The sequence below is a fragment of the Pseudomonas sp. ANT_H4 genome (assembly GCF_008369295.1).
In the GTDB taxonomy this organism is placed as follows: domain Bacteria; phylum Pseudomonadota; class Gammaproteobacteria; order Pseudomonadales; family Pseudomonadaceae; genus Aquipseudomonas.
Window position 1 is genome coordinate 358,032 of sequence record NZ_VOBG01000002.1, and the last position, 24,162, is coordinate 382,193.

Annotated in this window: 20 protein-coding genes and 1 pseudogene; 8 read left to right on the top strand and 13 right to left on the bottom strand. The window is 59.8% G+C overall.

The features are described 5' to 3' along the window. The first annotated feature begins 176 nt into the window (after nt 1-176). Nucleotides 177-410 carry a VF530 family DNA-binding protein gene (locus FQ182_RS04280; protein WP_149411012.1) on the top strand — a complete coding sequence of 78 codons (234 nt, stop codon included), beginning with the start codon at nt 177-179 and terminating at the stop codon, nt 408-410. 16 nt (nt 411-426) lie between these two features. Then, on the top strand, nt 427-1,053 hold the full coding sequence (locus FQ182_RS04285; protein ID WP_149411063.1) for a Pr6Pr family membrane protein: 627 nt from the start codon (nt 427-429) through the stop codon (nt 1,051-1,053). A gap of 64 nt (nt 1,054-1,117) precedes the next feature. On the opposite strand, the gene FQ182_RS04290 is transcribed toward FQ182_RS04285, so the two are convergent. The 4 genes from FQ182_RS04290 to FQ182_RS04305 all read right to left on the bottom strand — a co-directional run bounded on the left by FQ182_RS04290 (nt 1,118) and on the right by FQ182_RS04305 (nt 6,471). Next, nucleotides 1,118-1,885: a siderophore-interacting protein gene (locus FQ182_RS04290; protein WP_149411013.1), complete on the bottom strand. Its 768-nt coding sequence runs from the start codon at nt 1,883-1,885 to the stop codon at nt 1,118-1,120. Next, on the bottom strand, nt 1,882-2,454 hold the full coding sequence (locus FQ182_RS04295; RefSeq protein WP_149411014.1) for a PadR family transcriptional regulator: 573 nt from the start codon (nt 2,452-2,454) through the stop codon (nt 1,882-1,884). The genes FQ182_RS04290 and FQ182_RS04295 overlap by 4 nt, the downstream gene beginning before the upstream one ends. Nucleotides 2,455-2,645: 191 nt before the next feature. Further along, nucleotides 2,646-5,735 carry a transglycosylase domain-containing protein gene (locus FQ182_RS04300; protein WP_149411015.1) on the bottom strand — a complete coding sequence of 1,030 codons (3,090 nt, stop codon included), beginning with the start codon at nt 5,733-5,735 and terminating at the stop codon, nt 2,646-2,648. 277 nt (nt 5,736-6,012) lie between these two features. Beyond that, on the bottom strand, nt 6,013-6,471 hold the full coding sequence (locus FQ182_RS04305) for a transposase (protein WP_149411064.1): 459 nt from the start codon (nt 6,469-6,471) through the stop codon (nt 6,013-6,015). 649 nt (nt 6,472-7,120) lie between these two features. Between FQ182_RS04305 and FQ182_RS04310 the strand changes: the two genes are divergently transcribed. Then, the gene (locus FQ182_RS04310) at nt 7,121-8,542 is read left to right on the top strand and encodes an amino acid permease (RefSeq protein WP_149411016.1); all 1,422 of its coding nucleotides are present in this window, start codon (nt 7,121-7,123) and stop codon (nt 8,540-8,542) included. 64 nt (nt 8,543-8,606) lie between these two features. On the opposite strand, the gene FQ182_RS04315 is transcribed toward FQ182_RS04310, so the two are convergent. From FQ182_RS04315 to FQ182_RS04350, 8 genes and pseudogenes are all read right to left on the bottom strand, one after another. Further along, a complete protein-coding gene (locus FQ182_RS04315; RefSeq protein WP_149411017.1) occupies nt 8,607-9,731 on the bottom strand; it encodes an OpgC family protein in 1,125 nt (374 codons plus the stop codon). Nucleotides 9,732-9,960: 229 nt separating this feature from the next. Beyond that, a complete protein-coding gene (locus FQ182_RS04320; protein WP_149411018.1) occupies nt 9,961-10,245 on the bottom strand; it encodes a putative quinol monooxygenase in 285 nt (94 codons plus the stop codon). Nucleotides 10,246-10,290: 45 nt separating this feature from the next. Beyond that, nucleotides 10,291-11,910 carry an FMN-binding glutamate synthase family protein gene (locus FQ182_RS04325; RefSeq protein WP_149411019.1) on the bottom strand — a complete coding sequence of 540 codons (1,620 nt, stop codon included), beginning with the start codon at nt 11,908-11,910 and terminating at the stop codon, nt 10,291-10,293. Between the two features lie 40 nt (nt 11,911-11,950). Further along, a pseudogene (locus tag FQ182_RS04330) lies at nt 11,951-12,109 on the bottom strand (LuxR C-terminal-related transcriptional regulator); the annotation flags it as partial. 70 nt (nt 12,110-12,179) lie between these two features. Next, nucleotides 12,180-13,589 carry an ATP-binding protein gene (locus FQ182_RS04335; RefSeq protein WP_149411021.1) on the bottom strand — a complete coding sequence of 470 codons (1,410 nt, stop codon included), beginning with the start codon at nt 13,587-13,589 and terminating at the stop codon, nt 12,180-12,182. 2 nt (nt 13,590-13,591) lie between these two features. Beyond that, nucleotides 13,592-15,397 (bottom strand): DAHL domain-containing protein, encoded by a 1,806-nt coding sequence (locus FQ182_RS04340; protein WP_149411022.1) that lies wholly within the window; start codon nt 15,395-15,397, stop codon nt 13,592-13,594. Between the two features lie 10 nt (nt 15,398-15,407). Beyond that, nucleotides 15,408-16,340: a cytochrome-c peroxidase gene (locus FQ182_RS04345; protein WP_256666110.1), complete on the bottom strand. Its 933-nt coding sequence runs from the start codon at nt 16,338-16,340 to the stop codon at nt 15,408-15,410. 81 nt (nt 16,341-16,421) lie between these two features. Then, entirely contained in the window at nt 16,422-18,296 is a 1,875-nt protein-coding gene (locus FQ182_RS04350) for a bifunctional diguanylate cyclase/phosphodiesterase (RefSeq protein WP_149411023.1), read from the bottom strand. A gap of 262 nt (nt 18,297-18,558) precedes the next feature. Here FQ182_RS04350 and FQ182_RS04355 point away from each other — a divergent pair, with 262 nt between their 5' ends. The 4 genes from FQ182_RS04355 to FQ182_RS04375 all read left to right on the top strand — a co-directional run bounded on the left by FQ182_RS04355 (nt 18,559) and on the right by FQ182_RS04375 (nt 22,019). Continuing rightward, complete coding sequence (locus tag FQ182_RS04355) at nt 18,559-19,905, top strand: HD domain-containing phosphohydrolase (RefSeq protein ID WP_149411024.1); 1,347 nt, start codon at nt 18,559-18,561, stop codon at nt 19,903-19,905. 530 nt (nt 19,906-20,435) lie between these two features. Next, entirely contained in the window at nt 20,436-20,852 is a 417-nt protein-coding gene (locus FQ182_RS04365; RefSeq protein ID WP_149411026.1) for an NUDIX domain-containing protein, read from the top strand. 25 nt (nt 20,853-20,877) lie between these two features. After that, nucleotides 20,878-21,516: a LysE family translocator gene (locus FQ182_RS04370; RefSeq protein ID WP_149411027.1), complete on the top strand. Its 639-nt coding sequence runs from the start codon at nt 20,878-20,880 to the stop codon at nt 21,514-21,516. Then, nucleotides 21,513-22,019 carry a GNAT family N-acetyltransferase gene (locus FQ182_RS04375; RefSeq protein WP_149411028.1) on the top strand — a complete coding sequence of 169 codons (507 nt, stop codon included), beginning with the start codon at nt 21,513-21,515 and terminating at the stop codon, nt 22,017-22,019. Before FQ182_RS04370 ends, FQ182_RS04375 begins: the two co-directional genes overlap by 4 nt. A 3-nt stretch (nt 22,020-22,022) precedes the next feature. On the opposite strand, the gene metR is transcribed toward FQ182_RS04375, so the two are convergent. Next, nucleotides 22,023-22,940 (bottom strand): transcriptional regulator MetR, encoded by a 918-nt coding sequence (metR, locus tag FQ182_RS04380; RefSeq protein WP_133099722.1) that lies wholly within the window; start codon nt 22,938-22,940, stop codon nt 22,023-22,025. A gap of 182 nt (nt 22,941-23,122) precedes the next feature. On the opposite strand from metR, the gene FQ182_RS04385 reads away from it, so the two are divergent. After that, nucleotides 23,123-24,142, top strand: a complete 1,020-nt coding sequence (locus tag FQ182_RS04385) for an alpha/beta fold hydrolase (RefSeq protein WP_149411029.1) — start codon at nt 23,123-23,125, stop codon at nt 24,140-24,142. Nucleotides 24,143-24,162 lie beyond the last annotated feature (20 nt).

The following is a 24,162-nucleotide window of genomic DNA, read 5'->3' on the forward strand; positions in this document are numbered from 1 at the left end:
GAAAAGAGAAGGATGAAGACGGTAATTTTGATAGCTATAGTTACAATATAACATTACTTTCCTCTCTGAGGATGGGAACTTTTTTCAAGGGCTATAGTGAAGGCATCGCTTCCACCGGCATCGCCCCTCGGCTAAGGTGCGCGGCTTCATTCTTGAATTCTTGGCAAAGGCCCGGCATGACTGCACAAAATAACGACCCCCTGCACGGCGTCACCCTGGAACAGGTTCTCACCGCACTGGTGACTCACTATCAATGGGAAGGGCTGGCCGAGCGCATCAACATCCGCTGTTTTTCCAGCGACCCGAGCATCAAGTCGAGCCTGTCGTTTTTGCGCAAGACGCCATGGGCACGGGAGAAGGTCGAAGGGCTGTACGTCAAGCTGATGCGCACCAAACGTCCGCAGGATTGATGGCGTGAGTGGCAGGTTGCCTGGCTATGTGGCAGTGGCGGCACTCACCGGTTGGACGGGCCTGGTGATTCAGCAGTACCTGATTTTTTATTCCCGTTGGACTTCAGGCGCCAGCTTGCTGGGCGGCCTGGTCAACTTCTTCAGCTTCTTCACTGTGCTGACCAACATCCTGGCGGTGGTGGTCTTGAGTTATGCACGGGTGAATCATCCTTCAGCCGGTCGACGGTTTTTCCTGCAGCCTGCGGTGAGCAGCGCGATAGCAGTGAGCATCGTTGTGGTGGGTTTGGCCTACAACCTGTTGCTGCGACATTTATGGCACCCGCAGGGTTTTCAGTTCATCGCCGACGAGTTGCTGCACGACGTGATGCCCCTACTGTTTCTTGGCTATTGGTGGTTCGGCGTGCCCAAAGGCACCTTGCGCCTCAAACACATTGGCCTGTGGGTGATCTACCCCCTGGTGTACTTTGCTTACGCGCTATTGCGCGGGCATTTGCTGGGGCAGTATCAGTACCCGTTCATTGATGTGGATACCCTGGGTTATCCACAGGTGTTTGTGAATGCCGGGGCGATATTGCTGGGATTTGTGGTGATTGCCTTGGCGATAGTCGGGCTGGACAGGGTCGCTAAATCACCGCAGGGCTAATGTGGCAGACTTGCCAGTCGCCACCTCTATTTGATCTTCATTGTGGTTGAGTCCGGCTTACGCTTTATTCGTCTTCGCTGCTGTCGGCACGCCAGTACCCGACGGCCTTGACGAACGAGTCATCGAGCTTGTGCTCATCGAGCAGCACCCGGCGAACTTGCCGCGACAGCTTGGTTTCTGTTGCCACCCAGGCATACAACGATCCGTCCGGTACGCGCAATTGCTGGACGGTGGCGAGCAAGTTGTCCACACCGCGTAGAACCCAGATCACCTCCACATCTGCAGCACTCTCCAGTGTTTGTCGTTCAGCCGCATTGGCCACTTCAATCACCGCCAGCACCTCGCGCCCTGCTGGTAATTCTTCCAGGCGCCGGGCAATGGCCGGCAGGGCGGTTTCATCGCCGATCAGCAAGTAGCTGTCGAAGATGTCCGGCACGATCATCGAGCCTCGAGGTCCGCCGATGTACAGGTGTTGGCCGACCGCTGCCTGTTCGGCCCAGGTCGATGCGGGGCCATCACCGTGCAAGACGAAGTCGATGTCCAGTTCGCCAATGGCCAGGTCGAACCGCCGCGGGGTGTAGTCGCGCATGGCCGGTTGTGGCCCGTCGCCCTTGATACTGAAGGTCGGGCTTTGCAGCGCCACGTACTCGGCGGCGGTCTGCGGGAACAGCAGCTTGATGTGATCATCACTGCCCAGGCTGACAAACCCTGCCAGTTGCTCACCGCTGAGGGTAATCCTGCGCATGCGCGGGGTGATATCGACCACCCGCAGCACGTCCAGGCGACGGCGTTTTATCTCGTGGGTGACGCGGTGGATGACGGGTGTGTTCATGGATTTTCCCCCTGTACAGGTTGGACGACCGGGCCGTCGACGATGGCGTGGGCGGTGCCGTTGAGCAGGCCCGCGACGCGGGTGATTTCTTGCGCGCTCCAGCGCCCGTGATGCAGTTGCAGGGCATGGCGCAGGTTGTGTACCGCCTCGTGAATTTCCGGCGGCCGGTCATGGCCGCGCAGCGAACGCTTGCTGACATCGATGCGCATGCGTACGCCGTCCAGTGCAACGGCTTGTTCACTTAAAGAAAGACGTCCAGCGTCGGTGATTGTGTAGCGTTTTTTTCCGCCATCGACGTCGCCGGTGATCAATTCGCTTTCTTCCAGGAACGTCAGGGTTGGGTAGATCACCCCTGGGCTGGGGCTGTAGGCGCCGTCGAACAAACCTTCAATCTGGCGGATCAGGTCGTAGCCGTGGCACGGCTGCTCGGCAATCAGCGCTAGCAACAGTAGTTTCAAATCCCCCGGTGCGAAGACCCGTGGGCCACGACCACCGCGTTCGCGGCCTGGGCGTTTCTCGAAGCCATCGCGGCCGTCACCGGGTTCACGGTGGGAATGAGGGTCTCTCATGGTCATGCTCTCTGCGTATTAGTTAGACATAACTTAAGATATATCTTACTGGCTGAGCAAGATCCATTCCGACGAACGGTTTTCCGACAGGGTCGAGCCAGGTACGGTGATTAGATTGTCCGCAAACGCAAATAACTATTGAATAGAGTAACTATTGTTCCAGGACGTGAATGTCTTCACTTTTGCTATGTTCAGGGCGCCTGACACGCGGTGTGCTCGCCAGGTTGCAGGTAAGGCGTCAGGAGGGGCGCCATGCCCTTAAGTACCTGTACGGGCAGTGCCGAGGTGAACGTGAAGGTTTGCGCCGAGCTGCCTGGCACAAACGCCGTCAGGGTGCCGAAGTGCTGCTCGCCAATGTAGAACACGAAGGTGGCGGTGCGATTGATGGACTTGGAACTGAGAATGCGTCCACCGGCACCGATGGCTTCGATGCGGTTGTCACCTGTGCCGGTTTTACCGCCCATGGTCAGGGGCGTGCCATCCGCCAGTTTGAAACTGCCGGAAACCCGTTTCGCGGTACCGGCGTCCACCACTTGCGATAGCGCTGCGCGCAAGGCGCTGGCGACGTCGCTGGGCATCACCCGTTTACTGCGATTGGGGTCATTGATCAAGCGCGTTTCATAGGGAGTGCCTGCAGCAAAATGCAGGCTGTCGATGCGCAGTGTCGGCTCGCGCACGCCATCGTTGAGGATAACTCCCACCAGTTCCGCCAGGGCGGCCGGGCGATCACCTGAGCTGCCAATCGCGGTGGCGAGGGACGGCACCAGGTGGTCGAAGGGGTAGCCGACGGCCTGCCAGCGTTGATGAATATCGAGAAACGCTTCGATCTCCAGCATGGTGCGGATACGACTGTCCCGGGCGCTTTTGTGCCGGCTCTTGAACAGCCAGCCATAGACTTCCTGACGCTCATACTCGCTGGCGGCGACGGCCTGGGTGAAGGTGGCGTCGGGGTTGTTCAACAAGTAGCCGAGCAGCCACAAGTCCAGGGGGTGGACCTTGGCGATGTAGCCTTGGTCCGGCAGGTCGTAGGCACCGGGGCCGTAGTTTTGATAGAGCTTTTCCAGGCGCTCATCGGTGAGTTTTTCCGGGGCCTTGGTGCTGGTCAAATGGGCACGGACAAAACTGTTGAAACTCTTTTGACTGGCCTGGGGCAGCAGGTAGCGGTGCACGGCGGCCAGGCGGATGGCGGTGGGGTGCAGGCTGTCGAGGAAGGTGTCGAGCCGGGCCTGGGTGTCCTTGTTGCGGTACTTTTTCCAGAAGCGCAGTAGGAACGAGGTGCCTTCGCGGTCGGCAAATTTCGCCAGGTATTCCTGACGGCGCGGGTCGCTGTCGTCCTTGAGCAATTGGGCACTGCTGCCTGGTGCCTGGTAGGTGCTGTAGCGCACCAGGTCGCGCATCAGGCGAATGAAGGGCAGGTTGATCGATTCGCGCAGTGCTTCACGCAGGGTAGGGTTACGGCCGTTGTCTTCGTTGCGAAAGTTATGGAAGCGATGCAAGCCGCCACCGGTGAAAAAGCTTTCGCCGGGGTTGGCGGAATACTGCCGGTTGAGTGCCGCGTCGAGCATTATCGGCAGGCTTTGATCGGTGTTTTGCGCCAGGTAATCCAGGGCCCAGCGGGACAGGCGATCCTGGTCGCCGACCTCGACTTTCTGCAACGCGGCAGGCGTTTGGCCGGCATAGCGGTCGTGCAGTTCGCTGATGATTTGCAGGTAGGTAGTCAGCACCCGCAGCTTGGCGGTGGAGCCCAACTCCAGCTTGCTGCCTTCGTTGATGTCAAAGGGCTGGTCGGTGCTGTCGGTCTGCACCCGTACACGGGCGCCGTCGGCTGTCATCTCGTACAAGGTGAAGCTGTAGCGTACCTGGGCGGTGCTGGCGGGGGTCAGCAGGCGCGGGCCGAGCAGGCCCAGTTGGCCAGCGAAGGCCGGGTCGGCCAGGTGCTTGAGGTAGGCGGTGGCCTGGGTTTGCAGGTCACTTTGCAGGGTGCTGGTGGCGGACAGGTCAAGGCGGTCCAGGTCGTACAGAGGCCGCTTGAGCAGCGCGGCCAGGCGGCTGCGGGCGACGCTGATGCCCTTGTTGGTTTCGATGGGTTGGATCGTGGGCTGTTGCTGCCAGTCGCGGTAACTTACTTTGCTGGCCAGGGCGGCAGCGGACAGAGCCGGGTCGATCACGTTGTTTTGCGCCAACAGGCGGATATGGCTGTCGGTGAGGTCGGCCAGCTCCGCGCGGCCCTTGGACAAATAGTGGGAGGGCCGGCGCTGGGCGATCATCAGCGATAACACTTCACGCAGGGCCAGGGCTTTTTGCGTCAGGTTTTTTGGGTCTGTGCTGGTCAGGAGGGCATTGCTCTGGTTGAAGTCGGCGCCGTACCAGACACGTAGCCCTTCGGCCATGCCATGGACCTCGCCGTGGCCCGGAACGGCGGACAGCGGCACGCTATTGAGGTAGTCGCGCACGATGTTCTGCCGCGCCTGTAAGGTGCCCGGGCCGTCCTGGTAGGTGCGCACGCTGGCGGAAATCATCTGGCGAATTTTCTCGCCACCGGACAGGGTCAGGCCGTCAGGAGAGTGGCGGTACTTTTCCAATTGTGTGGCCAGGGTACTGCCGCCCGCCGTCTGGCCAGGTAGGTGCAGCAGCTTTGCCACCTGGGACCAGGCCGCCCTGGCAAAGCGAGGCCAATCCACGGCGGGGTTGGCCTGGGGCTGGGCGGGGTCCAGCAGGTCCCGGTTTTCGATAAACAGCAGGCTGTTGACTACCACCTGCGGAATGGCCGCGAAGGTCGGGTAAAACTGTTGGGGATAACTGAAACGGTACAGCGGTTCAGCGCGGCAATCGGTGATCGACAGGCCTGCCTGGATTTTTTCGGGGTAGGGCACAAACAAGCCGTGGCGGGTGTAGTCCATCAGGGCCTCGGAGAAGCGGGCCTGATTCTGTATCACATAGTCGCGCTTGAGCAGGCGCGGCAAAAAATCACCGAGCGCGCTGTAGCCCAGACGCTGGTCGAAGGGGCCTGCACCGGGGTAGACGATGGCATCGCTGGGGCCGGGTTGCAGGTCGTACGTCAAGTTCGCCGCGACCCGACTGAACTCTCGGGCTTGCCACTTGGACGTACGCATTTCCCGAGAGACGGCGAAACCGAGGGCGATCAACCCGATCACCAGCAACAGCCACAACAGCCGCCATCCCAGCCACCGCTGGCGGGGGCTTTGTGGCAATGGCTGTTCACCCGTGCTGTCGGTTGGCACCGCAGTCTTGGTCGAACCGGTTTGCCATAAAGCGCCCATAGTCGATTGATCCATTCACGCAGATTGATCGGACTTGCCTGAAGCTTAGACGGTGGTGGGCATGTAGGAAGGATTTGTGTAGGCAATCGATAGTTGAGGTGAGTGCTTGTTGTGGCGAGTGGGCTTGCCCGCGCTGGGCGGCGAAGCCGCCCTAAAACCGGCCATGGAGATCTGCCTGGAAAAACGCAGTGACTTTATTGGGTCTGCTACGCAGCCCAACGCGGGCAAGCCCGCTCGCCACAACAGGCCCTTTTGCCAACAGGGGTAGATGTCTGGCTCAGAGCCAAGCGGCGTCCCAGAGTGGATAGTCGCCAATATTTTCCACCAGTCCAGCGCGAAGTGGATTGGCGATGATGTAGCGGGCAATCGGGCAAAGGTCTTCTTCTGCTCGAACCGCACGATCGTGATAGCCCCGTTGCCAGAAAGCACCTGAGCTGCCGCAAGCACGGTTGATGGTCAGCGTACTCCGGGACTTGGTTCTTCCCATTACCTGAGATAGCGGCGCTTCTTGCAGTTCAAATAACCAGTGAAAGTGATCCGGCATGACGACCCACGCCAATGAGTTGACCAAGCCCAGGTCATGGCTTTGCTTGAGTTCGGCAACCAGCAACCTTCCCAGGTGAAAGTCGCGAAACAGTGGCCGTCTGTCATGAACCACGACAGTGATCAGGTAGGCGCGACCTGATTGTGAATATCGGCCACGGCGTAGCAGGTGAGAGTTGGGGTGATGGGGCAATCCTTTGCTCCTTTGAATGGATGAGTAGCCCATTGACGCTAGCACCTGGCAGCGGAGGGCGATCGTGAGATCAATGTGCGGATATATCTGTGATCAGACTCTTGTGACTAGCAGGCTGGCTCTTGTGGCAAGCGGGCCTGTTGTGGCGAGCGGGCTTGCCCGCGTTGGGTGGCGAAGCCGCCCTAAAACCGGTCATGGAGATCTGTCTGGAAAAATGCGGTGACTTTATTAGGACTGCTACGCAGCCCAACGCGGGCAAGCCCGCTCGCCACAACAACTCGGTGACTGGCTACAGAAGGTCCGTCCTAGAGCCTTCTTTCCAGGTAAATACACCCAAGGTAGGGGCATGACGGTGCACCATTGCTGTGCAATACTCGCCGCCGTTTATTGAGGGTGATTTCTGCATCCTCCAGGCGATGACCCTTCGTATAGGGGGCTTTTTCCAAGAGTTCTAGCTGAATTTTACTGTTTATAGAGTGAAAAGCCCTGCTCATGGCTTTTTATACTGCACGCCCGCTGAGCTGGCCGGTTTACTCGGCCAGGCAGGTTCGCCCAAAAGGTGAGCCTGGCAGGAAGGCGTCATGGCGACCTGCTGTGACGTCGAACGCTCGGTGATTCATATCCAATAACAACATGAGGTTGTACTCCTATGCCCGCTGGCAATCACCTGCCCCACGGCGAGACCGCTTCGGGCGGCCCGCTTAAACGCGAATTGGGCGAACGGCATATTCGCCTGATGGCGCTCGGCGCCTGTATCGGTGTCGGCCTGTTTCTCGGATCGGCCAAGGCCATCGAAATGGCCGGCCCGGCGATCATGCTGTCTTACATCATTGGTGGCCTGGCCATCCTGGTGATCATGCGCGCCCTCGGCGAGATGGCTGTGCATAACCCAGTCGCCGGCTCGTTCAGTCGTTATGCCCAGGATTACCTCGGCCCGCTGGCGGGCTTTCTCACCGGCTGGAACTACTGGTTCCTGTGGCTGGTGACCTGTGTCGCAGAGATCACTGCGGTGGCCGTGTACATGGGCGTCTGGTTCCCCGATGTGCCGCGCTGGATCTGGGCCCTGGCGGCCCTGATCAGCATGGGCACCATCAACCTGATCGCGGTCAAGGCCTTTGGTGAGTTCGAATTCTGGTTCGCCCTGATCAAGATCGTCACCATCATTGCCATGGTCATCGGCGGCATTGGGGTGATCGCCTTCGGCTTCGGCAACGATGGCGTGGCGTTGGGGATTTCCAACCTGTGGGCCCACGGCGGCTTCATGCCCAATGGCGTGCAGGGCGTGCTGATGTCCCTGCAAATGGTGATGTTTGCCTACCTGGGCGTAGAGATGATCGGCCTGACCGCCGGTGAAGCGAAGAACCCGCAGAAGACCATTCCCAATGCCATCGGCTCGGTATTCTGGCGCATCCTGTTGTTCTACGTGGGTGCGTTGTTCGTGATTCTGTCGATTTACCCGTGGAATGAAATCGGCACCCAGGGCAGTCCGTTCGTGATGACGTTCGAGCGCCTGGGCATCAAGACCGCCGCAGGCATCATCAACTTCGTGGTGATCACTGCCGCTCTGTCGTCCTGTAATGGCGGGATCTTCAGCACCGGGCGCATGCTCTACAGCCTGGCGCAGAACGGCCAGGCTCCAGCAACGTTCGGCACCACTTCCAGCAATGGCGTACCGCGCCGTGCGCTGCTGTTGTCGATTGTGGCCTTGTTGCTGGGCGTGCTGCTCAACTACCTGGTACCGGAAAAAGTCTTCGTCTGGGTCACCGCCATCGCTACTTTTGGCGCGATCTGGACTTGGGCGATGATCCTCCTGGCCCAGCTCAGGTTCCGCCAAGGCCTGAGCCCGGCTGAACGAGCCGCCTTGAAGTACCGCATGTGGCTGTACCCGTTCAGCTCCTGGCTGGCGCTGGCGTTCCTGGTATTAGTGGTGGGCCTGATGGCGTACTTCCCGGACACCCGTGTTGCGCTGTATGTGGGCCCGGCGTTCCTGGTGCTGCTGACGGTGCTGTTCTACGCGTTCAAGCTGCAACCGATCAACACCACCCAAGGCGCGGTGCGTTCAGCGTCCTGACCCACACGTGAGTCACAAAAAAGCCCCGGTCAGATGATCGGGGCTTTTGTTTTTACGGCGATGATCAGGCCGTTGTGGCCCGTGCCGGTTGCGTCAAACGCTTGTTCAAGTCCAACCAGGCGCCGAGCAAGGCCATCAAGCCGGCACCTACCAGCGCGGTGAATATCTGCATGGCGAAGGCATCGCCGGCCATGGCGTTGACCATATCTGCCAAAGGTGCCAGCAACACACCCAGGCAAAACACTTCCAGGGAGTAGCGTCCCATCCGGCTGGTTTGTTGCGCCAGCCAGTTTTGCGTCCACTCGCGACCGGGCAGCAGCTTGGCGGTGACGTAGGCCAGGGCCAGGAAGTGCAGCAGGCGCACTGGCGACAGATCGGTCTTGCTGATGGGGTACAACACATCGCTCAACACGCTGGGCATGAATGCATCGTGAATGTGCGGCCAGCGCCAGGAGACAGTGATGATCCCGGTCACCACTACGTAGCTGGCCGCCGCGATAAACAATGGCTGGCGCGACAGCGGGCGGGTTTGTGGCAAGCGTGGCCGCTGCCCGTGAATCGCCGCAGCGCCGCCGAGCACAAACAGCAACTGCCAGGTGACCGGGTTGAAGTACCACACGCCGTCGGCAATCGCCGCCAGGTTCCAGCCAAGCCTTGGCGCCAGCAGGTACACCGCCAGCGACACCGCCACCACCGCCCAGGTCTTGCGCACCAGCAATGGCAATACCAGTGGCAGGCCAGCCAGCAGCACGATATAGAGCGGTAACGGGTCCATGAGGTTGGGTTTGAAACGCAGCAGCAACTCATCCGTCAGGGCTTGCTGAGGGTTGGTGATGAAGTGGGTCAGGCCCATTTCCTGGACCAGGTCGCGGGTTTCTACATGGCTGTTGGCAAAGAACACGATGCCCATCAGCATCGCCAGCAGGAAGATGTGCACCACGTACAGCACCCAGGCGCGCCGAAGGATTTTCACGCAGGCGATCCAATAGCCTTCGCGCTGCAGGATCTTGCCGTAGGCCAGCACTGCTGCGTAGCCAGCGAGGAACACGAAGATTTCCGCTGCATCGCTGAAACCGAAGTTACGCAGGGTGATTTGACCGAGGGGGTTGTGGGGGACGTGATCCCAGAAAATGAAGATCAACGCCAGGCCCCGAAAAAAGTCGATGCGCGGGTCGCGTCCGTTAAGCATGGCAGCGGGCTCTTGAATAGATGGTTTAGTAATGACAAGCGGACGGCGGCGATCGCTCACACCGCACGTCGGGCGCAGGTTGGCGCTATTTATAAGCAATTGCAAAGCTTAGGTTTTACTGGATGTCTCATTGCTTCGACTAAACATCGATGATCACCAGCGTACTGTGGCTGCCCGCGAGGAATAACCGGGACGCGCAATAGCCGGGTTCAGCGGGAAGTGGGTGTTGTTAAAAAGCGTCCATCAGCAGCACTCGGCAGGGCTTGGCCTGATAGGCATTGATCTGCGGCACCAGCCGGGTGAAATGCTCAGTCTGGCAGTGGGTGTCCAGCGCGGCCTGGTCGGGCCATTGCTCGATAAAGATAAAGTGCCCCGGGTCTTTCTGGTCGACGAACAGATCGTAGGCAATGCACAGCGCCTCCAGGCGGGTTTTTTCCACTAGCTCCAGGTACCAGGGGTGCACGGTGTCGAGGTGTTCGTGTTTGATGAAGTCTTCGGCAATCACTTTCAACATGGGTCAGTCCTTTGGGAGGCGCCGTTTCCGGCGCCTGGATCATTTTTAAGCGGCAGCCACTTCATGAGGTTCGAAGCTGTCGGCACGTGCCATCTGCCACATCCGTGAATAAAACTCGCCGTTCACTTCACCGGTGAGCAACTCACCGGGTTTGAGGAACACGTGCAGTTGCGAGAACAGCTTGATCTCGGTGGCCGACATGCGTCGCACCAAATGCTTGGCTGACAGTTGCGACGGGTGATCCAGCCCCGCGGCGGCAAGCATTTCCGCCAGGGACTTGAGGGTGTTGCGGTGGAAGTTGAACACCCGCTGGGCCTTGTCCGGCACCACCAGCGCCCGTTGGCGCAGTGGGTCCTGGGTGGCGACGCCGGTGGGGCATTTGTTGGTGTGGCAGCTTTGTGACTGGATGCAGCCGATGGCGAACATGAAGCCCCGCGCCGAGTTGGCCCAGTCGGCGCCGATGGCCAGGACGCTGGCGATGTCGAAGGCGCTGACGATCTTGCCGCTGGCACCGAGTTTGATCTTGTCCCGCAGGTTCAGGCCCACCAGGGTGTTGTGTACGAACAGCAAGCCTTCACGCAGCGGCACGCCGATGTGGTCGGTGAACTCCACGGGCGCAGCACCTGTGCCGCCTTCCTTGCCGTCGACCACGATAAAGTCCGGCAGGATGCCGGTTTCCAGCATGGCCTTGGCGATGCCCATGAATTCCCATGGGTGGCCCAGGCAAAACTTGAACCCCACCGGTTTGCCGCCGGACAGTTCACGCAGTTGCGCGATGAACTGCATCAGCTCAATGGGGGTGGAAAACGCGCTGTGGCGCGACGGTGAGATGCAGTCCTCACCCATCATGATGCCGCGGGTCTCGGCGATTTCTCGGGTGACCTTGTGCTTGGGCAGAATCCCGCCGTGACCAGGCTTGGCGCCCTGGCTCATCTTGATTTCGATCATTCGCACTTGCGGGCTCTGTGCTTGCACGGCGAAGCGTTCCGGGTCGAAGCGGCCGTCGCTGGTGCGGCAACCGAAGTAACCGCTGCCCAGTTCCCACGTCAGGTCGCCGCCGTTTTCCCGGTGATAGGCGCTGATGCTGCCTTCGCCAGTGTCATGGGCAAAGTTGCCCAGCTTGGCGCCCTGGTTTAGCGCGCGAATGGCATTGGCGCTCAGGGAACCGAAACTCATGGCCGAGATGTTGAACACCGATGCCGAATACGGCTGCTTGCATTGCGGGCCGCCGACTATCACGCGAAAGGCGCTGGGGTCGCTCAACGGCGCCGGGCGCATGGAGTGGCCGATAAATTCGAAACCGGACTGGTACACGTCGATCAGCGTGCCGAAGGGTTTGTCGGCGCTTTCATTCTTGGCCCGCGAATACACCAGCGAGCGCTGGGCCCGGGAGAAGGGCAGGGCATCACTGTCGGATTCCAGCAGGTATTGGCGGATTTCCGGACGAATAGCCTCCACCAGGTAACGAATATTGCCCAGGATCGGATAGTTGCGGCGCACCGCGTGGGGGCTTTGCAGCAGATCGAAGATGCCAATCAGGCTGAGCACACCGGTGATCAGGGTGATGGGCCACAACCATTCGTGTTGGATAAAGGGGATGCTGGCGAGGGTGAAAATGACACAGACAGCAAAAAAGGCGTAACGGCTTAGCAACGACAGGCTCATTCTGTTTTCCTTGGTTCGGACTCATCAGGCATACGGTTTTTCAGGCGTTCTGTGCCTGGAGAAAAATCGATAACAGCTCGGACCGGGATTTGATCCCTGGCTTGCTGTACAGATGCCTTTTATGGGCTTTCACGGTTTCAACACAGGCTTGCAGCTTACGAGTGATTTCCTTGCTGGAGCAACTGCCAAGCATGACCCTACATCTCTTTTTGTGAGCGCTGATACCTATGCCCATCGCAGGCAAGCTCGGCTCCCACATTAGATCTTCATCAGCTTGTAGATAGAGGGTATTGCTCCACCGCCGTCTGACGGATCGGCAATATCACCCGAAACGTAGTGCCCTTGCCCACTTCGCTGGTCACCGAAATATCGCCGTGGTGTTTCTTGACGATGCCATAGGACAGCGACAGCCCCAGCCCTGTCCCTTCCCCCACCGGCTTGGTAGTGAAGAATGGATCAAAGATTTTCTGCACACTTTCTGGCGCAATCCCGCAGCCGTTGTCCGCGACTTCCAGCCAGACCCGATCGCCCTCGGTGCCATTGCTGATGGTGATGGTGCCGCGCTCCGGGCCCATGGCCTGGGCGGCGTTGATCACCAGGTTCATCACCACCTGATTGATCTGTGAAGCCAGGCATTCGATGTCCGGCAACGGCTGGTAGCGTTTGACCACATCCGCCTTGTACTTGAGTTCGCTGGCGACAATGTTGAGGGTCGAGTCGATGCCCTGCTGCAGGTTTGCCCATTGCCATTTGTCGTCGTTATCAACCCGGGAGAAATCCTTCAGGTCCTTGACGATTTGCGCCACACGGCCGATGCCTTCCTTGGTTTCGCGGATCAGAATCGGGATGTCTTCCTTGAGAAACTCCAGGTCCATGCCTTTGCGCAGGGTTTGCAAGTGCTCAAGGCATTCCCCTGGCGCCAGGGCTTCTTCGGCCTGTTGATAGGCGTCGAACATTTGTTGTAGCTGCTTGAAATAGCCGTCCAGGGTGCCTAGGTTGGAGGAGATAAACCCCACCGGGTTGTTGATTTCATGGGCTACGCCCGCTGCCAACTGCCCCAGGGACGCCAGCTTTTCCGACTGCACCAGTTGGCTTTCCAGCTGCTTGCGCTCGTCGATTTCCAGTTGCAGTGCATGGCTGCGTTGCTCCACCAACTGCTCCAGGTGACTGGTTTGCAGGCTGGCACGACGGGCCATTTCCCATTTGGCGGCCAGGGTGTTGGCCATTTGCTGGACTTCGATGTTGTCGAAGGGTTTTTTCAGGATCAGCAGGCGGTCGTGGGCCTGCAGGCGAAACAGTAGCTCTTCCCAGGAATAATCCGAGTACGCGGTACACACCACTACTTGCAGGTCCGGATCGACTTTCCACAGTTCTTCGATGGTTTGTGCACCGTCCCAACCCTGAGGCATGCGCATGTCGACAAACGCCAGGGCATAGGGGCGATCCTGCTCCATGGCCGCGCACAGCCGTTGCAGGCCCTCCTGCCCGCCGTAGGCCGAGTCCAGCTCAAAGGCCTGGACCTGGGCCTGGGGTTTGACGGTGCCGCCGAACAGTGCGGCTTCCATCTCATCGAGTTCCAGGTTCTGCTCCACGGGCGGGGTTAGGATCTTGCGAAAATCCTCGTGAATCGACGGTGTGTCGTCGATCAGCAGAATGCGCCGGTTCGGCAGTTGATTCATGGTCAGGTCTCTGCGCGGTCAAGGGGGATGTGCAAGGTGAACAGCGCGCCTTTGCCGGGCCCATCGCTGTGGGCGCTCAGGCGGCCTTTCATTTCCAGGGCGGCCAGTGCGCAGCTGTGTAGGCCGAAGCCGTGACCTTCCTTACGGGTGGTGAAGCCGTGGGTGAAGATCCGCGTCATGTTCTCGGCCGGGATGCCTTCGCCTTCGTCCTTAACGCTGATCTGCAAGGTGCCGTCATCCAGGGGGAGGATCGACAGGGTCATCTGCCGTGGTCGGTCGGCGAGGTTGGACATGGCGTACTTGGCGTTGCTGATCAGGTTGACCAGAATCAGCAGCAGACGATGCTTGTCGACCATGATCTCTGGCACTTCGTGGTAGTCCTTGACCACCGTCACATGGTGGCGGCTCAGGGCCCCTGAATTCATGCGCAGGGCGTCTTCCATCAACGCGCTGATGTGCACCGGTTCCAGCAGGCTGGAGGCGCCGGCATAGGACTGCTGGGTGGAGACGATGTCCTTGATGTGATCGACGCTCTTGCTCAACTGCGCCAGTTCGTCGGCGATGCCTTGCTGTTCGACGGCGATGGCGTCCACCAACTGGTTCAGGTAACCGGGCAACAGCTTGCCTTTTTCATCCTCGGTGATGAAGGTGCCCAGGTCATGGCGGTGCTCGTTGATCAGTTGCATGGCCTTGCCCAGCCCCAACGCCTTGCTGGTGCGCAGCTTGCGGGCCACCAGGTCGGCGGAGATGTTCACGCTGTTGAGCACATTGCCGACGTTGTGCAGCACGTTGGTGGCGATTTCCGCCATGCCGGCCTGGCGAGCGCTGTCCAGCAGTTCGCTTTGGGCGTCCTTGAGTTCCTGGGTTCGTTCTTCGACCCGTTGTTCGAGGCTTTCGTTGACCGAGTGCAAGGCACGATTGCCCCGGTTGATCTCGGCGAAACTGCGCAACAGGCGAACCGCCAGGTAGAGCAGCAACACCACCAGCAAGGTCGAGAATACCAGCAGGTAGCGGTGGTATTTCTGGTCGACCAGGTCGGCGGCCTGCTGGTCCTGGTTGAGCTGGTTGGTCAGATCGTCCAGGTGCACGGACAGCGGAATTGCGGCGATACGCTCCAGCAAGTCGTTAACCAGCGGTTGCTCGCGCAAAATCAGTGAGATGTGGTTGCTGAGGATCTCCACCGGTGCCTGGAATTCCTCGGGCAGTCGCTCCTTGTTAAGCACCAGCTTGTTCAGCCCGACGAGGATATCGGCCGCCTTTTCGTCGCTGGTTACCTGGGCGAATTCCAGGCTGCTGAGCAGCAGGTCATAGGTGTCGGTGGCGACGTTTTGCAGTGCCAGTTTCTCACTGTCATCCAGGCGGGCGAACTGCTCCTGGATGTCGTCCTCGGCGGTCGGCAGAAACGCCAGTGAGTTGCGCAGCAGCGCATTGTGTGACTTGAACTGGTCGACCAGCCGGGCCTTTTCCTGGATCGCCTGGCGATAGGCATCCTCGATTGCATTCCAGCGGGCGAGGTCCGCATGATTGTGTTGCGACTCTCTCGCCTCAAGGCTCGCCCACAGGCTGGTCATCTCGGTGAGGGGCGCCACCAGCGGGTCATAGTTGTGGGTCAGGGCAATTCGTGCCTTGAGCACCTCACTGTCCCATTGCGCGTTCAGTTGCTTGATATGGCGAATCAGGTCCCGTGACTGGGTGTAGCTGGTGGTCTGGTCCATCGAGGTTTTGACGTACAAAAACAACAGGGTCGAGGCCAGCACCAGGGTTATGGCGCTGAGCAGAAGCTGGCTGGCGCGGCGGGATATTTTCATAAAGGCCTGTTCATAACGGTTTGCCCGCCCATTCGCCGGTCAGTGTCTTGAGAAATTGGATGATAAGGGTTTTGTCTTCAGTCGAAGGCGTGCGTCCCAACTGGTACTTGAACATCACGTCGACCGCCTCTTCCAGGGTCCTGGCCGAGGCATCGTGAAAATACGGGGCGGTGACGGCCACGTTGCGCAGGCTCGGCACCTTGAATACGTTGCGATCCTCGTCGTCCTTGGTCAGCAGGTAGCGCCCCAGGTCGGTTTCGCTGGGGGTGCCCCGGGCTTTGAAGTAGTCGCCCATCACGCCGAACTTCTGGTACATGTTGCCGCCGATGTTGATCCCCTGATGGCAGGCGATGCAGCCGTAGTCCTTGAAGCGTTGGTAGCCGTATTTTTCCTCGCGGGTGAGGATCTCGGTGTTGCCCAGCAGGTACTGGTCAAAGCGCGAATTGGGTGTGAGCAGGGTGCGCTCATAGGTGGCCAGGGCATTTTGCACGTTGGCCGCCGTGATGCCATCGGGGTAGGAATGGGTGAATGCGCTCTGGTAAACGGGCAGGGCGGCCAGGGTTTCGACCACCTTCTCCCAGTCGCTGCCCATCTCCATGGGGCTGGTGACCACCTGTTCAATCTGCTTCTCCAGGGTGTCCACCCGAGCGTTCCAGAACTGTTTGAAGTTCAGGCTGGCGTTAAACACGGTTGGCGTGTTGAGCACCACCGGCTTGCCGTCGTAACCCAGGGAAAACGCCTTGTTGTCGGCGCCACCCGTTTCCAGGTGATGACAGCTGGCGCAGGATAGGGTGTTGTTGACTGACAAGCGGTTTTCGTTGAACAGTTGTCGCCCCAGTTCGACCCGCGCCGCATCCAGAATGGGCATGGCGGGCAGCGGTTTCAGAGCCTCGTCCAAGGGCGCCGCAACCGCCGGCCCGCAACTGCCCAGCCATAGGCCCAAGGCAAGGCTGATCCTGTGTGACGGCCGATAACAATGAGGGTGTGGTGCTTCGCTCAACGTGAATTCCTTGTGAGCAGGGGGTTATTGATTGGGCATGAGGGTGCGTTTTCCAGTTTCCAACAGCCGGGCAAAGTCCTCTGCGGCGATAGCTTTGCTGAACAGGTAGCCCTGGCCTTCTTCGCAGTGTTTGGCTAGCAGGACGTTCAGTTGTTCGACGGTCTCCACCCCTTCGGCGATAACGGTCAGGTCCAGGCTCTTGCCCAGGCTGATAATGGCACTGATCAACTGCAAGTCCTGGTCGTTTTCCCCCAGGCCGCGAATAAACGATTGATCGATCTTTAGCACATCAATGGGGAAACGACGCAGGTAACTGAGGCTGGAGTAGCCGGTGCCGAAATCATCGATAGCCAGGCGCACGCCCATGGTCTTGATCGACCGCAGGGTGTTCACGGTGTCGTCGACGTTTTGCATCAGCACGTTCTCGGTAATCTCCAGTTCCAGCAAGGCGGGCGCCAGGCCAGTCTGTTCGAGGATGGCGGCGAGGTTGGCGACAAAATCCCGCTGGCGGAAATCAATGGCCGAGATATTTACCGAAATACAGATCGGCGCCAGGCCCTGGTCTTGCCAGCGTTGCGCCTGCTCGCAAGCCTGGCGTAGCACCCATTGGCTCATGGGGATGATCAGGCCGCTGTCCTCGGCCACCGGAATGAACGCCGACGGGTAGATCCAGCCATGGTCGGGTTGATGCCAGCGAATCAAGGCCTCGGCGCCGACGATCCGTCCGGTCTTCAGGTTCAGTTTCGGCTGGTAGTGCAAGACAAATTCTTTGCGCTCCAGGGCCAGCCGAATCTCGGCCTCCAGGGTTTGTTGCTGGCGGGCGATCAGGTTCATGTCGTCGATGAAGAAACTAAAGTCGTTGGGGCCGTGATCCTTGATGTTACGCATGGCGGTTTCGGCTTTCTTGATCAACTCCATGGCGCTGAAACTGTCATTGGGGTACACGCTGATGCCCAGGCTGGCCGTGATGCTCAGGTCATGGCCGGCCACATGGCGGGTACTGCTGATAGCTTTGAGCACTTTCTCGGCAATGATCTGGGTCTGCTGGGGGTGATGAACGTCGTTGAGGATCATCACGAACTCGTCGGAACCGTAGCGGAACACCGAGTCGGACTCGCGCACCGTCGCCACCAGGTCCCGGCTGACCTGCTGCAGCACCTCATCACCCACCGGATGACCGAGGGCGTTATTGATGCGCTTGAAGCGATCCAGGCCGATAAACATCACCGCCAACTGGGTATCGTGACGCCGACACAGGGCGATGGCCTGGGTCAGCCGGTCACCCAGCAGGGTGCTGTTGGGCAGGCCGGTGAGGCTGTCGTATTGCAGCAAGTGCGAGACCTTGAGCAGTTCCTGAACCCGTTCCTCGATGGTGCGTTCAAGGCTCAACAGCTTGAGAGCGGCGTCCTGCGCCAACTGCCATTTCCAGGTCAGGGCACTGGCCATCTGGCGGATTTCCAGGTTATCGAAGGGTTTTTTCAGGATCAGCAACTGATCGTCGAACTTCAGGCGCGCTTCGATGGCTTCGAAGGAATAATCGGAATAGGCGGTACACAGGGCGATTTGCAGGTTGGGGTCGACGTTCCACAGCTGTTCGATGGTTTCCAGGCCATCCCAACCCGGCGGCATGCGCATGTCGATGAACACCAGGGCGTAGGGTGAGACGTCGGCCAGGGCCTGAATTACCAGGCCGAGGGCTTCCTGACCCTGGTAGGCGGAGTCCAGCAGGTAGGTCTGGCGCAACGCAGGTGCGGTGCCAAACAGCGTTTCCTCGATGCTGTCCAGGGACTGTCCGCCGTTGGCGTCGGCACAGAGTATCTTGCGAAAGTCTTCGTGGATCGATGCTGTGTCATCGACGATCAGGATCCGTCGATTGGCCCGCCCTGAACGCGGGTTCATGGGTGGTACCCGGAGGCGCGCGACTGCATATTCTGGCGCATGTGGCTTCCTTACCTTAATGACTGCATGGCTGTGCGCGGGCGCTTATCGGCTTCTTGCCCTAAGCGTAGTAGGCTCCTTGAATAAGTCGGCAAGTTGGCGTCAAATCGACGTCAGTTTCCCCGGTGAGCCATCTAGCGCCCATTGGCGCCCGCAAGTACAGCGGTTGATCAACACAGGGTCACAATGGTTCAAATTGGTATTATTGGAAGGAGGTGTCGCCATGGATGAGCAGTTCGCTACGACGTCCCCTTACAGACCCACCGTTTTGCTGGTCGACGATGAAGAGTCGATCCTCAATAGCCTGCGCCGCCTGTTGCGTGGCCAACCCTACGACGTGTTGCTGGCTGGCAGTGGTGCCCAGGCCCTGGATATCATGGCCGCCCAGCCTGTCGACCTGGTGATGACCGACGCCCGCATGCCGGCGATGGACGGTGCGATGCTGCTGGCCGAAACCCACCGGCTCTATCCGACCACCACCCGCATCCTGCTGACGGGCTATGCCGACCTGACGATGATCATCAAGGCGATCAACGAAGGGCAGATCCACCGCTACATCAGCAAGCCCTGGAATGACGAGGAAATGCTCCTGACCCTGCGTCAGTCCCTCGATCACCAGCACTCCGAGCGTGAAAGGCTGCGCCTGGAGCAACTGACCCGCGAGCAAAACGACCAGTTGAAGGGCCTCAACGCCACCCTGGAAAAGCGCGTGGTGGCCCGTACGTCCGAGTTGCAGCAGACCGCCGACATGCTTGACCTGGCCTACGATGAGCTCAAGCGCAGCTATGTCACCGGCACCGAGGTGTTTTCCTTGCTGGCCAACCTGCGTCTGCCCAAGGAGAAACAGACCAACCGCCAGTTGATCGAGTTGATCCGGGTTTATTGCAAAGCCCAATCGATGGACGAGGCCAGTGTTCGCGACCTGACCATGGCTGCGGCGCTGTACAACATCGGAAAATTGAGCTGGAGCGACAGCATGATGATCGCCCCGGCCGACCAGCTGCACAGCACCGACCGCGAGCGTTATCGGGCCTATCCCACGCAAAGTGAGTCGCTGCTGATGACTCTGGAGCCGATGAAGGATGCAGCGCGGCTGATCCGTCATCACCAGGAGCGCTGGGACGGCACCGGCTTCCCCGATCATCTTAAGGGCGAGGCGATTCCATTTGGCTCTCGGCTGCTGAAACTGGCAGTGGACTTTATCGAGTTGCAGCGCGGGTTGATCCTCGAACGGCAGATGAACAGCGACGAAGCACTGTTGTACATCCGCAAATACGCGGGTCGACTCTATGACCCGGACCTGGTGGAAGATTTCGTTCAGGCCTGCGCGGCGTTCCTCAGTGATGTGACATTGGGCGATCCAACGGTCAAAGTGCTCACTACCCGTGAGCTGGCCGAAGGCATGATCCTGGCGCGTAACCTCAACGCCGATAACGGCATGCTGCTGCTCAACGCAGGCAAGGTGCTGAACCTGCCGCTGGTGGACAAGCTGATTGCCTTCGAGGCGATGGAGGGGGCCAAGTACAGTGTATTTATCAAGGAACCCGAAGAGGCAGTGATCCTGGGATAAGTGGGATCGAGTGTGGGCTGGGGGGGCTATCCGTTATTTTGGTCAGGGCGGATTAGGGTTACGCCCTTACGGCGTGTCACTTTTGGAAAAGAGCCCCAAAAGTAACCAAAAGGGCTCTTGCCCCACCACTTGGTGCCTCGCTGTGGCTCGGCATGCCCTCTCTGCGGCATTTCTCCGTGGGCCGCCGCGATGGGCCATCCTTGGCCCAACACGGCTAAACCGGCGTCCTGCCGGTTTACCCACGGCTCAATGCCTGCGTTCAGCCATCGTGGTTAACGGGGCGCCTTAGATCAAGATCAAGATCAAAAGCACGGCGGCCTGGTAGCCGACCTGAGTGGTGAGAAGCAAGAGCGGATCGACTGCCACTGTAGGAGCGAGCTTGCTCGCGATGGTCGTTAACGATTACACGGGCTTCCTGGATGAACGCGGTGCCTGTAAGCCCATCGAAGGCAAGCCATCTCCCACATTGGATTGCAGTACGCCGGATACTCATGTGATCCTTGCGCCTTTGCTTTCAAGGCTCACCTCTCATGACCTCCACCACCATTCGCATCGCCGCCGCCCTGTTGATCGGCAGCGACGGCCAAACCCTGCTGGTGCGCAAGCGCGGCACCCTGGCCTTCATGCAGCCGGGCGGCAAGATCGACGCCGGGGAGCAGCCGGCCGAAGCCCTGGCTCGTGAGCTGCACGAAGAGTTGGGGCTGCGCATCGATCCGGCAGAGTCTGTGTACCTTGGCCACTTCTCGGCACCGGCGGCCAATGAGCCGGGTTTCGTCGTGGAAGCCGAGCTGTTTCAGGTCAACATTGATGTGGCCGTAACCCCCGCTGCCGAGATTGAGGAAGTACGCTGGATCGACCCGGCTGGCGACGGTGACCTGCTGTTGGCACCCTTGACACGTGACCTTATCCTGCCGTTTTATCGTTCATCGCTGGCCACAATCGCCTGAAGCGCCAGGCTCGAAGGACTGAACCGTGATTCCCCTCAACGAATTGTTGATTTTCGCTGCTGCCTCCTTATTGCTGGTGCTGACGCCCGGCCCGAACATGATTTATCTGATCTCCCGTTCGATCTGCCAGGGCCGCAAGGCCGGGGTCACTTCGCTGCTGGGGGTGGTCGCCGGGTTTTTTGTTCATCTGTTTGCGGCGGCAGTCGGTTTGACTGCGGTGTTTCTGGCGGTGCCAATGGCCTATGAAGCGCTGAAATGGGCCGGCGCCCTGTACCTGCTGTGGCTGGCCTGGCAGGCGGTCAAGCCTGGCGCTCGCTCACCGTTCGAGGCTCAGCAACTGCCGCCGGACTCGTCACGCAAGCTGGTGACGATGGGTTTTCTGACCAGTGCACTAAACCCGAAAATCGCCGTGTTCTACCTGTCGGTGTTCCCGCAGTTCATCTCCCCGGAGCACGGCTCGGTGTTCACCCAGAGCCTGGTGCTGGGGATCACCCAGATCAGCGTCAGCTTCACGGTCAACCTGCTGATCTCGTTGTTCGCCGCGACCATCGCCGGCTGGTTTATCAACAATCCAACCTGGCTGTCGGTGCAGCGTTATTTTATGGGTTTTGTCCTCGCGGCCTTGGCGATTCGCCTGATGCTTGAGCAGCGTCGCGGCGCATGATTATTCAGCCGCTGGATGCCAGCCACGCGCAGGCCTATCGGGCGTTGATGCTCCAGGCCTATGAAACTTATCCACAGGCGTTTACCTCCAGCGTCGCCGAGCGTGCGGCATTGCCGTTGAGCTGGTGGCGGAAGCGACTGGAGAGTCCGCTGGATCGGGTGCTCGGCGGGTTTGCAGGGGATCAGTTGGCGGGCATTGTTGGCCTGGCGTTCGAACCCAGGGAAAAAGCCCGGCACAAGGTGACGCTATTTGGCATGTACGTCGCCGAAGGTTTCCAGCGGCGTGGGCTGGGCCGGCAATTGGTGGAAGCCGCGTTCGTTGAGGCGCGTCATCATGCCGGGGTAAAGTTGATCCAACTGACCGTCACCGCCGGCAATGACGCGGCGTTTGCGCTTTATCAGCGATGCGGTTTCGTGCAGTACGGGCTGGAGCCGTTGGCGGTGCGGGTGGGGATCGAGTATTTCGACAAGATTCACCTGTGGCGCGAACTGTACGGCGACTGAATTTCAGCGAACCGCGCTCACCCCATCCAATGTCGAAAACGACGTGTCCTTGGCCGTCAGCAAGAAGTCACGCATATACGGCGCATCCAGCATGTCGGCGCGGATACCCGCATACAGCGTGGCAAACAACCCTTTTTCCCCCAGCCGCTTGGCCTTCACATAACCCCGTGAGCTGTATTCATGCAGCGCCCAATGGGGCATGCCGCACACGCCGCGACCGCTGGCCACCAGTTGCATCATCATCACCGTCAGCTCCGACGTGCGGACCTGGGCTGGTTCCACGTCGGCCGGCTCCAGGAAGCGGGTGAAGATGTCCAGCCGATCCCGTTCCACCGGGTAGGTGATCAGGGTTTCGTTAAGCAAGTCCTCAGGTACGATGTAGGGCTTGTTCGCCAGCGGGTGCTGGTTGGCCACCGCGAGCATGGCTTCGTAGGTGAACAGCGGCACATAGGTAATGCCCGCCAGCTCCAGCGGGTCGGAGGTCACCACCAGGTCCAGGTCGCCACGAGCCAGGGCCGGCAGTGGCGCGAAGGCGAAACCAGAGGCCAGGTCCAGCTCGACTTCCGGCCAGGCATCGCGGAACTGGTCGATGGTCGGCATCAGCCATTGGAAGCAGCTGTGGCATTCGATGGCCATGTGCAAGCGCCCGGCAGTGCCGCCGGCCAGGCGCGCGATATCGCGCTCGGCGCCACGCAGCAAGGGCAGGGTGGCGTCCGCCAGTTGCAGCAGGCGCAGGCCGGCGCTGGTGAAACGCACCGGCTTGGTCTTGCGCACAAACAACTGCATGCCCATGCGCTCTTCCAGTTCCTTGAACTGGTGGGACAGCGCGGACTGGGTCAGGTGCAGGCGCTCAGCGGCTTCCACCAGGCTTTCGGCCTCGCGCAAAGCGTGCAGGGTCTTGAGATGACGGATTTCGAGCATGGGCTCTCCATGAGAATAACTTGTGACAAATTCGGATGGGTTGAGTTTGTCTCATGTTGCGTTAGCTGTCGACACCGACCGCTGGGCGCTCTTCATCAAACTGTCACGTAACTGTGGCAGCGCGCTTGAACAAACTTCATCAGACTCGGGCTCTACTGGGGTTCTGCGTTTCGGTGTTTTTCATGCGCGTGTTGCTATTTCTGGCCGCTCTCTTGTTCGGCCTGCCGTCTTTTGCGGCTTCTCGATGTGATGTCAATGTCCCGACGGAACACGTCGATCTGGAACAGGTCAGCCTGGCCTACCAGAGCATCGGTCGTGCTTCCGATCCGGCGTTGTTGCTGGTGATGGGCCTGGGCGGGCAATTGATCCACTGGCCGGACGAAGTGGTAGTTGCCCTGTGTCAGCAAGGCTTTCGGGTGATTCGCTACGACAACCGCGACGTCGGCCTGTCCACTTGGCGCCAGGCGCCTGCCAGTGCCAACCTGACCTTTGAAGTGCTGCGCTACAAATTGGGCCTGCCGGTGGCGGCGCCCTACACCCTGACAGACATGGCCGACGATGCGCTGGGCTTGATGGATGCATTGCAGGTCCGGCAGTTCCATGTGCTGGGCGCGAGCATGGGCGGGATGATCGCCCAGCACCTGGCGGCCATGGCGCCTGAGCGGGTGGAAAGCTTGACGCTGATCATGACCAGCTCCGGGGCCGAAGGCCTGCCTGCGCCCAATTCGGCGCTGGTGCAATTGCTTTCGCGACGTGGCGCGCCCAATCGCGAAGCTGCCCTGGAGCAGCAGGCCGATTTACTGGCGGCGCTGGGCAGCCCTGAGGTCACGGATGATCGTCAGGCTTTGCTGCACCAGGCGGCGCTATCCTACGACCGGGCGTTCAACCCGCAAGGGGTGAAACGTCAGATCATGGCGATCCTCGCGGAGCCGAGCCGGGTGCCGCTGCTCAACCAACTGCGTGTGCCGACCCTGGTGGTCCACGGCACCGCTGACCCGTTACTGCCAGTGATGCACGGCGTGCACCTGGCGGCGCACATTCAGGGCAGCCAGTTGCGACTGATTCCCGGTTTGGCCCACCGTTTCCAGGAGGCGTTCAAGGCGCCGTTGCTGGGGGCGGTGTTGCCGTACTTGCAAGCCCATCGCGAAGACGCGGCGCATTGGGCCCAGATCGAGCCGGTGGCGCCTTCGAAGCTTTTGTGAGGCTGGCGCGGGGTGTATGG

Bases quoted from the DNA above. Each gene is read 5' to 3' on its own strand.
- FQ182_RS04280 (WP_149411012.1), top strand. From the start codon at position 177: ATGACTGCACAAAATAACGACCCCCTGCACGGCGTCACCCTGGAACAG.
- FQ182_RS04290 (WP_149411013.1), bottom strand. From the start codon at position 1,885: ATGAACACACCCGTCATCCACCGCGTCACCCACGAGATAAAACGCCGT.
- FQ182_RS04295 (WP_149411014.1), bottom strand. From the start codon at position 2,454: ATGAGAGACCCTCATTCCCACCGTGAACCCGGTGACGGCCGCGATGGC.
- FQ182_RS04300 (WP_149411015.1), bottom strand. From the start codon at position 5,735: ATGGGCGCTTTATGGCAAACCGGTTCGACCAAGACTGCGGTGCCAACC.
- FQ182_RS04310 (WP_149411016.1), top strand. From the start codon at position 7,121: ATGCCCGCTGGCAATCACCTGCCCCACGGCGAGACCGCTTCGGGCGGC.
- FQ182_RS04315 (WP_149411017.1), bottom strand. From the start codon at position 9,731: ATGCTTAACGGACGCGACCCGCGCATCGACTTTTTTCGGGGCCTGGCG.
- FQ182_RS04320 (WP_149411018.1), bottom strand. From the start codon at position 10,245: ATGTTGAAAGTGATTGCCGAAGACTTCATCAAACACGAACACCTCGAC.
- FQ182_RS04325 (WP_149411019.1), bottom strand. From the start codon at position 11,910: ATGAGCCTGTCGTTGCTAAGCCGTTACGCCTTTTTTGCTGTCTGTGTC.
- FQ182_RS04335 (WP_149411021.1), bottom strand. From the start codon at position 13,589: ATGAATCAACTGCCGAACCGGCGCATTCTGCTGATCGACGACACACCG.
- FQ182_RS04340 (WP_149411022.1), bottom strand. From the start codon at position 15,397: ATGAAAATATCCCGCCGCGCCAGCCAGCTTCTGCTCAGCGCCATAACC.
- FQ182_RS04350 (WP_149411023.1), bottom strand. From the start codon at position 18,296: ATGAACCCGCGTTCAGGGCGGGCCAATCGACGGATCCTGATCGTCGAT.
- FQ182_RS04355 (WP_149411024.1), top strand. From the start codon at position 18,559: ATGGATGAGCAGTTCGCTACGACGTCCCCTTACAGACCCACCGTTTTG.
- FQ182_RS04365 (WP_149411026.1), top strand. From the start codon at position 20,436: ATGACCTCCACCACCATTCGCATCGCCGCCGCCCTGTTGATCGGCAGC.
- FQ182_RS04375 (WP_149411028.1), top strand. From the start codon at position 21,513: ATGATTATTCAGCCGCTGGATGCCAGCCACGCGCAGGCCTATCGGGCG.
- metR (WP_133099722.1), bottom strand. From the start codon at position 22,940: ATGCTCGAAATCCGTCATCTCAAGACCCTGCACGCTTTGCGCGAGGCC.
- FQ182_RS04385 (WP_149411029.1), top strand. From the start codon at position 23,123: ATGCGCGTGTTGCTATTTCTGGCCGCTCTCTTGTTCGGCCTGCCGTCT.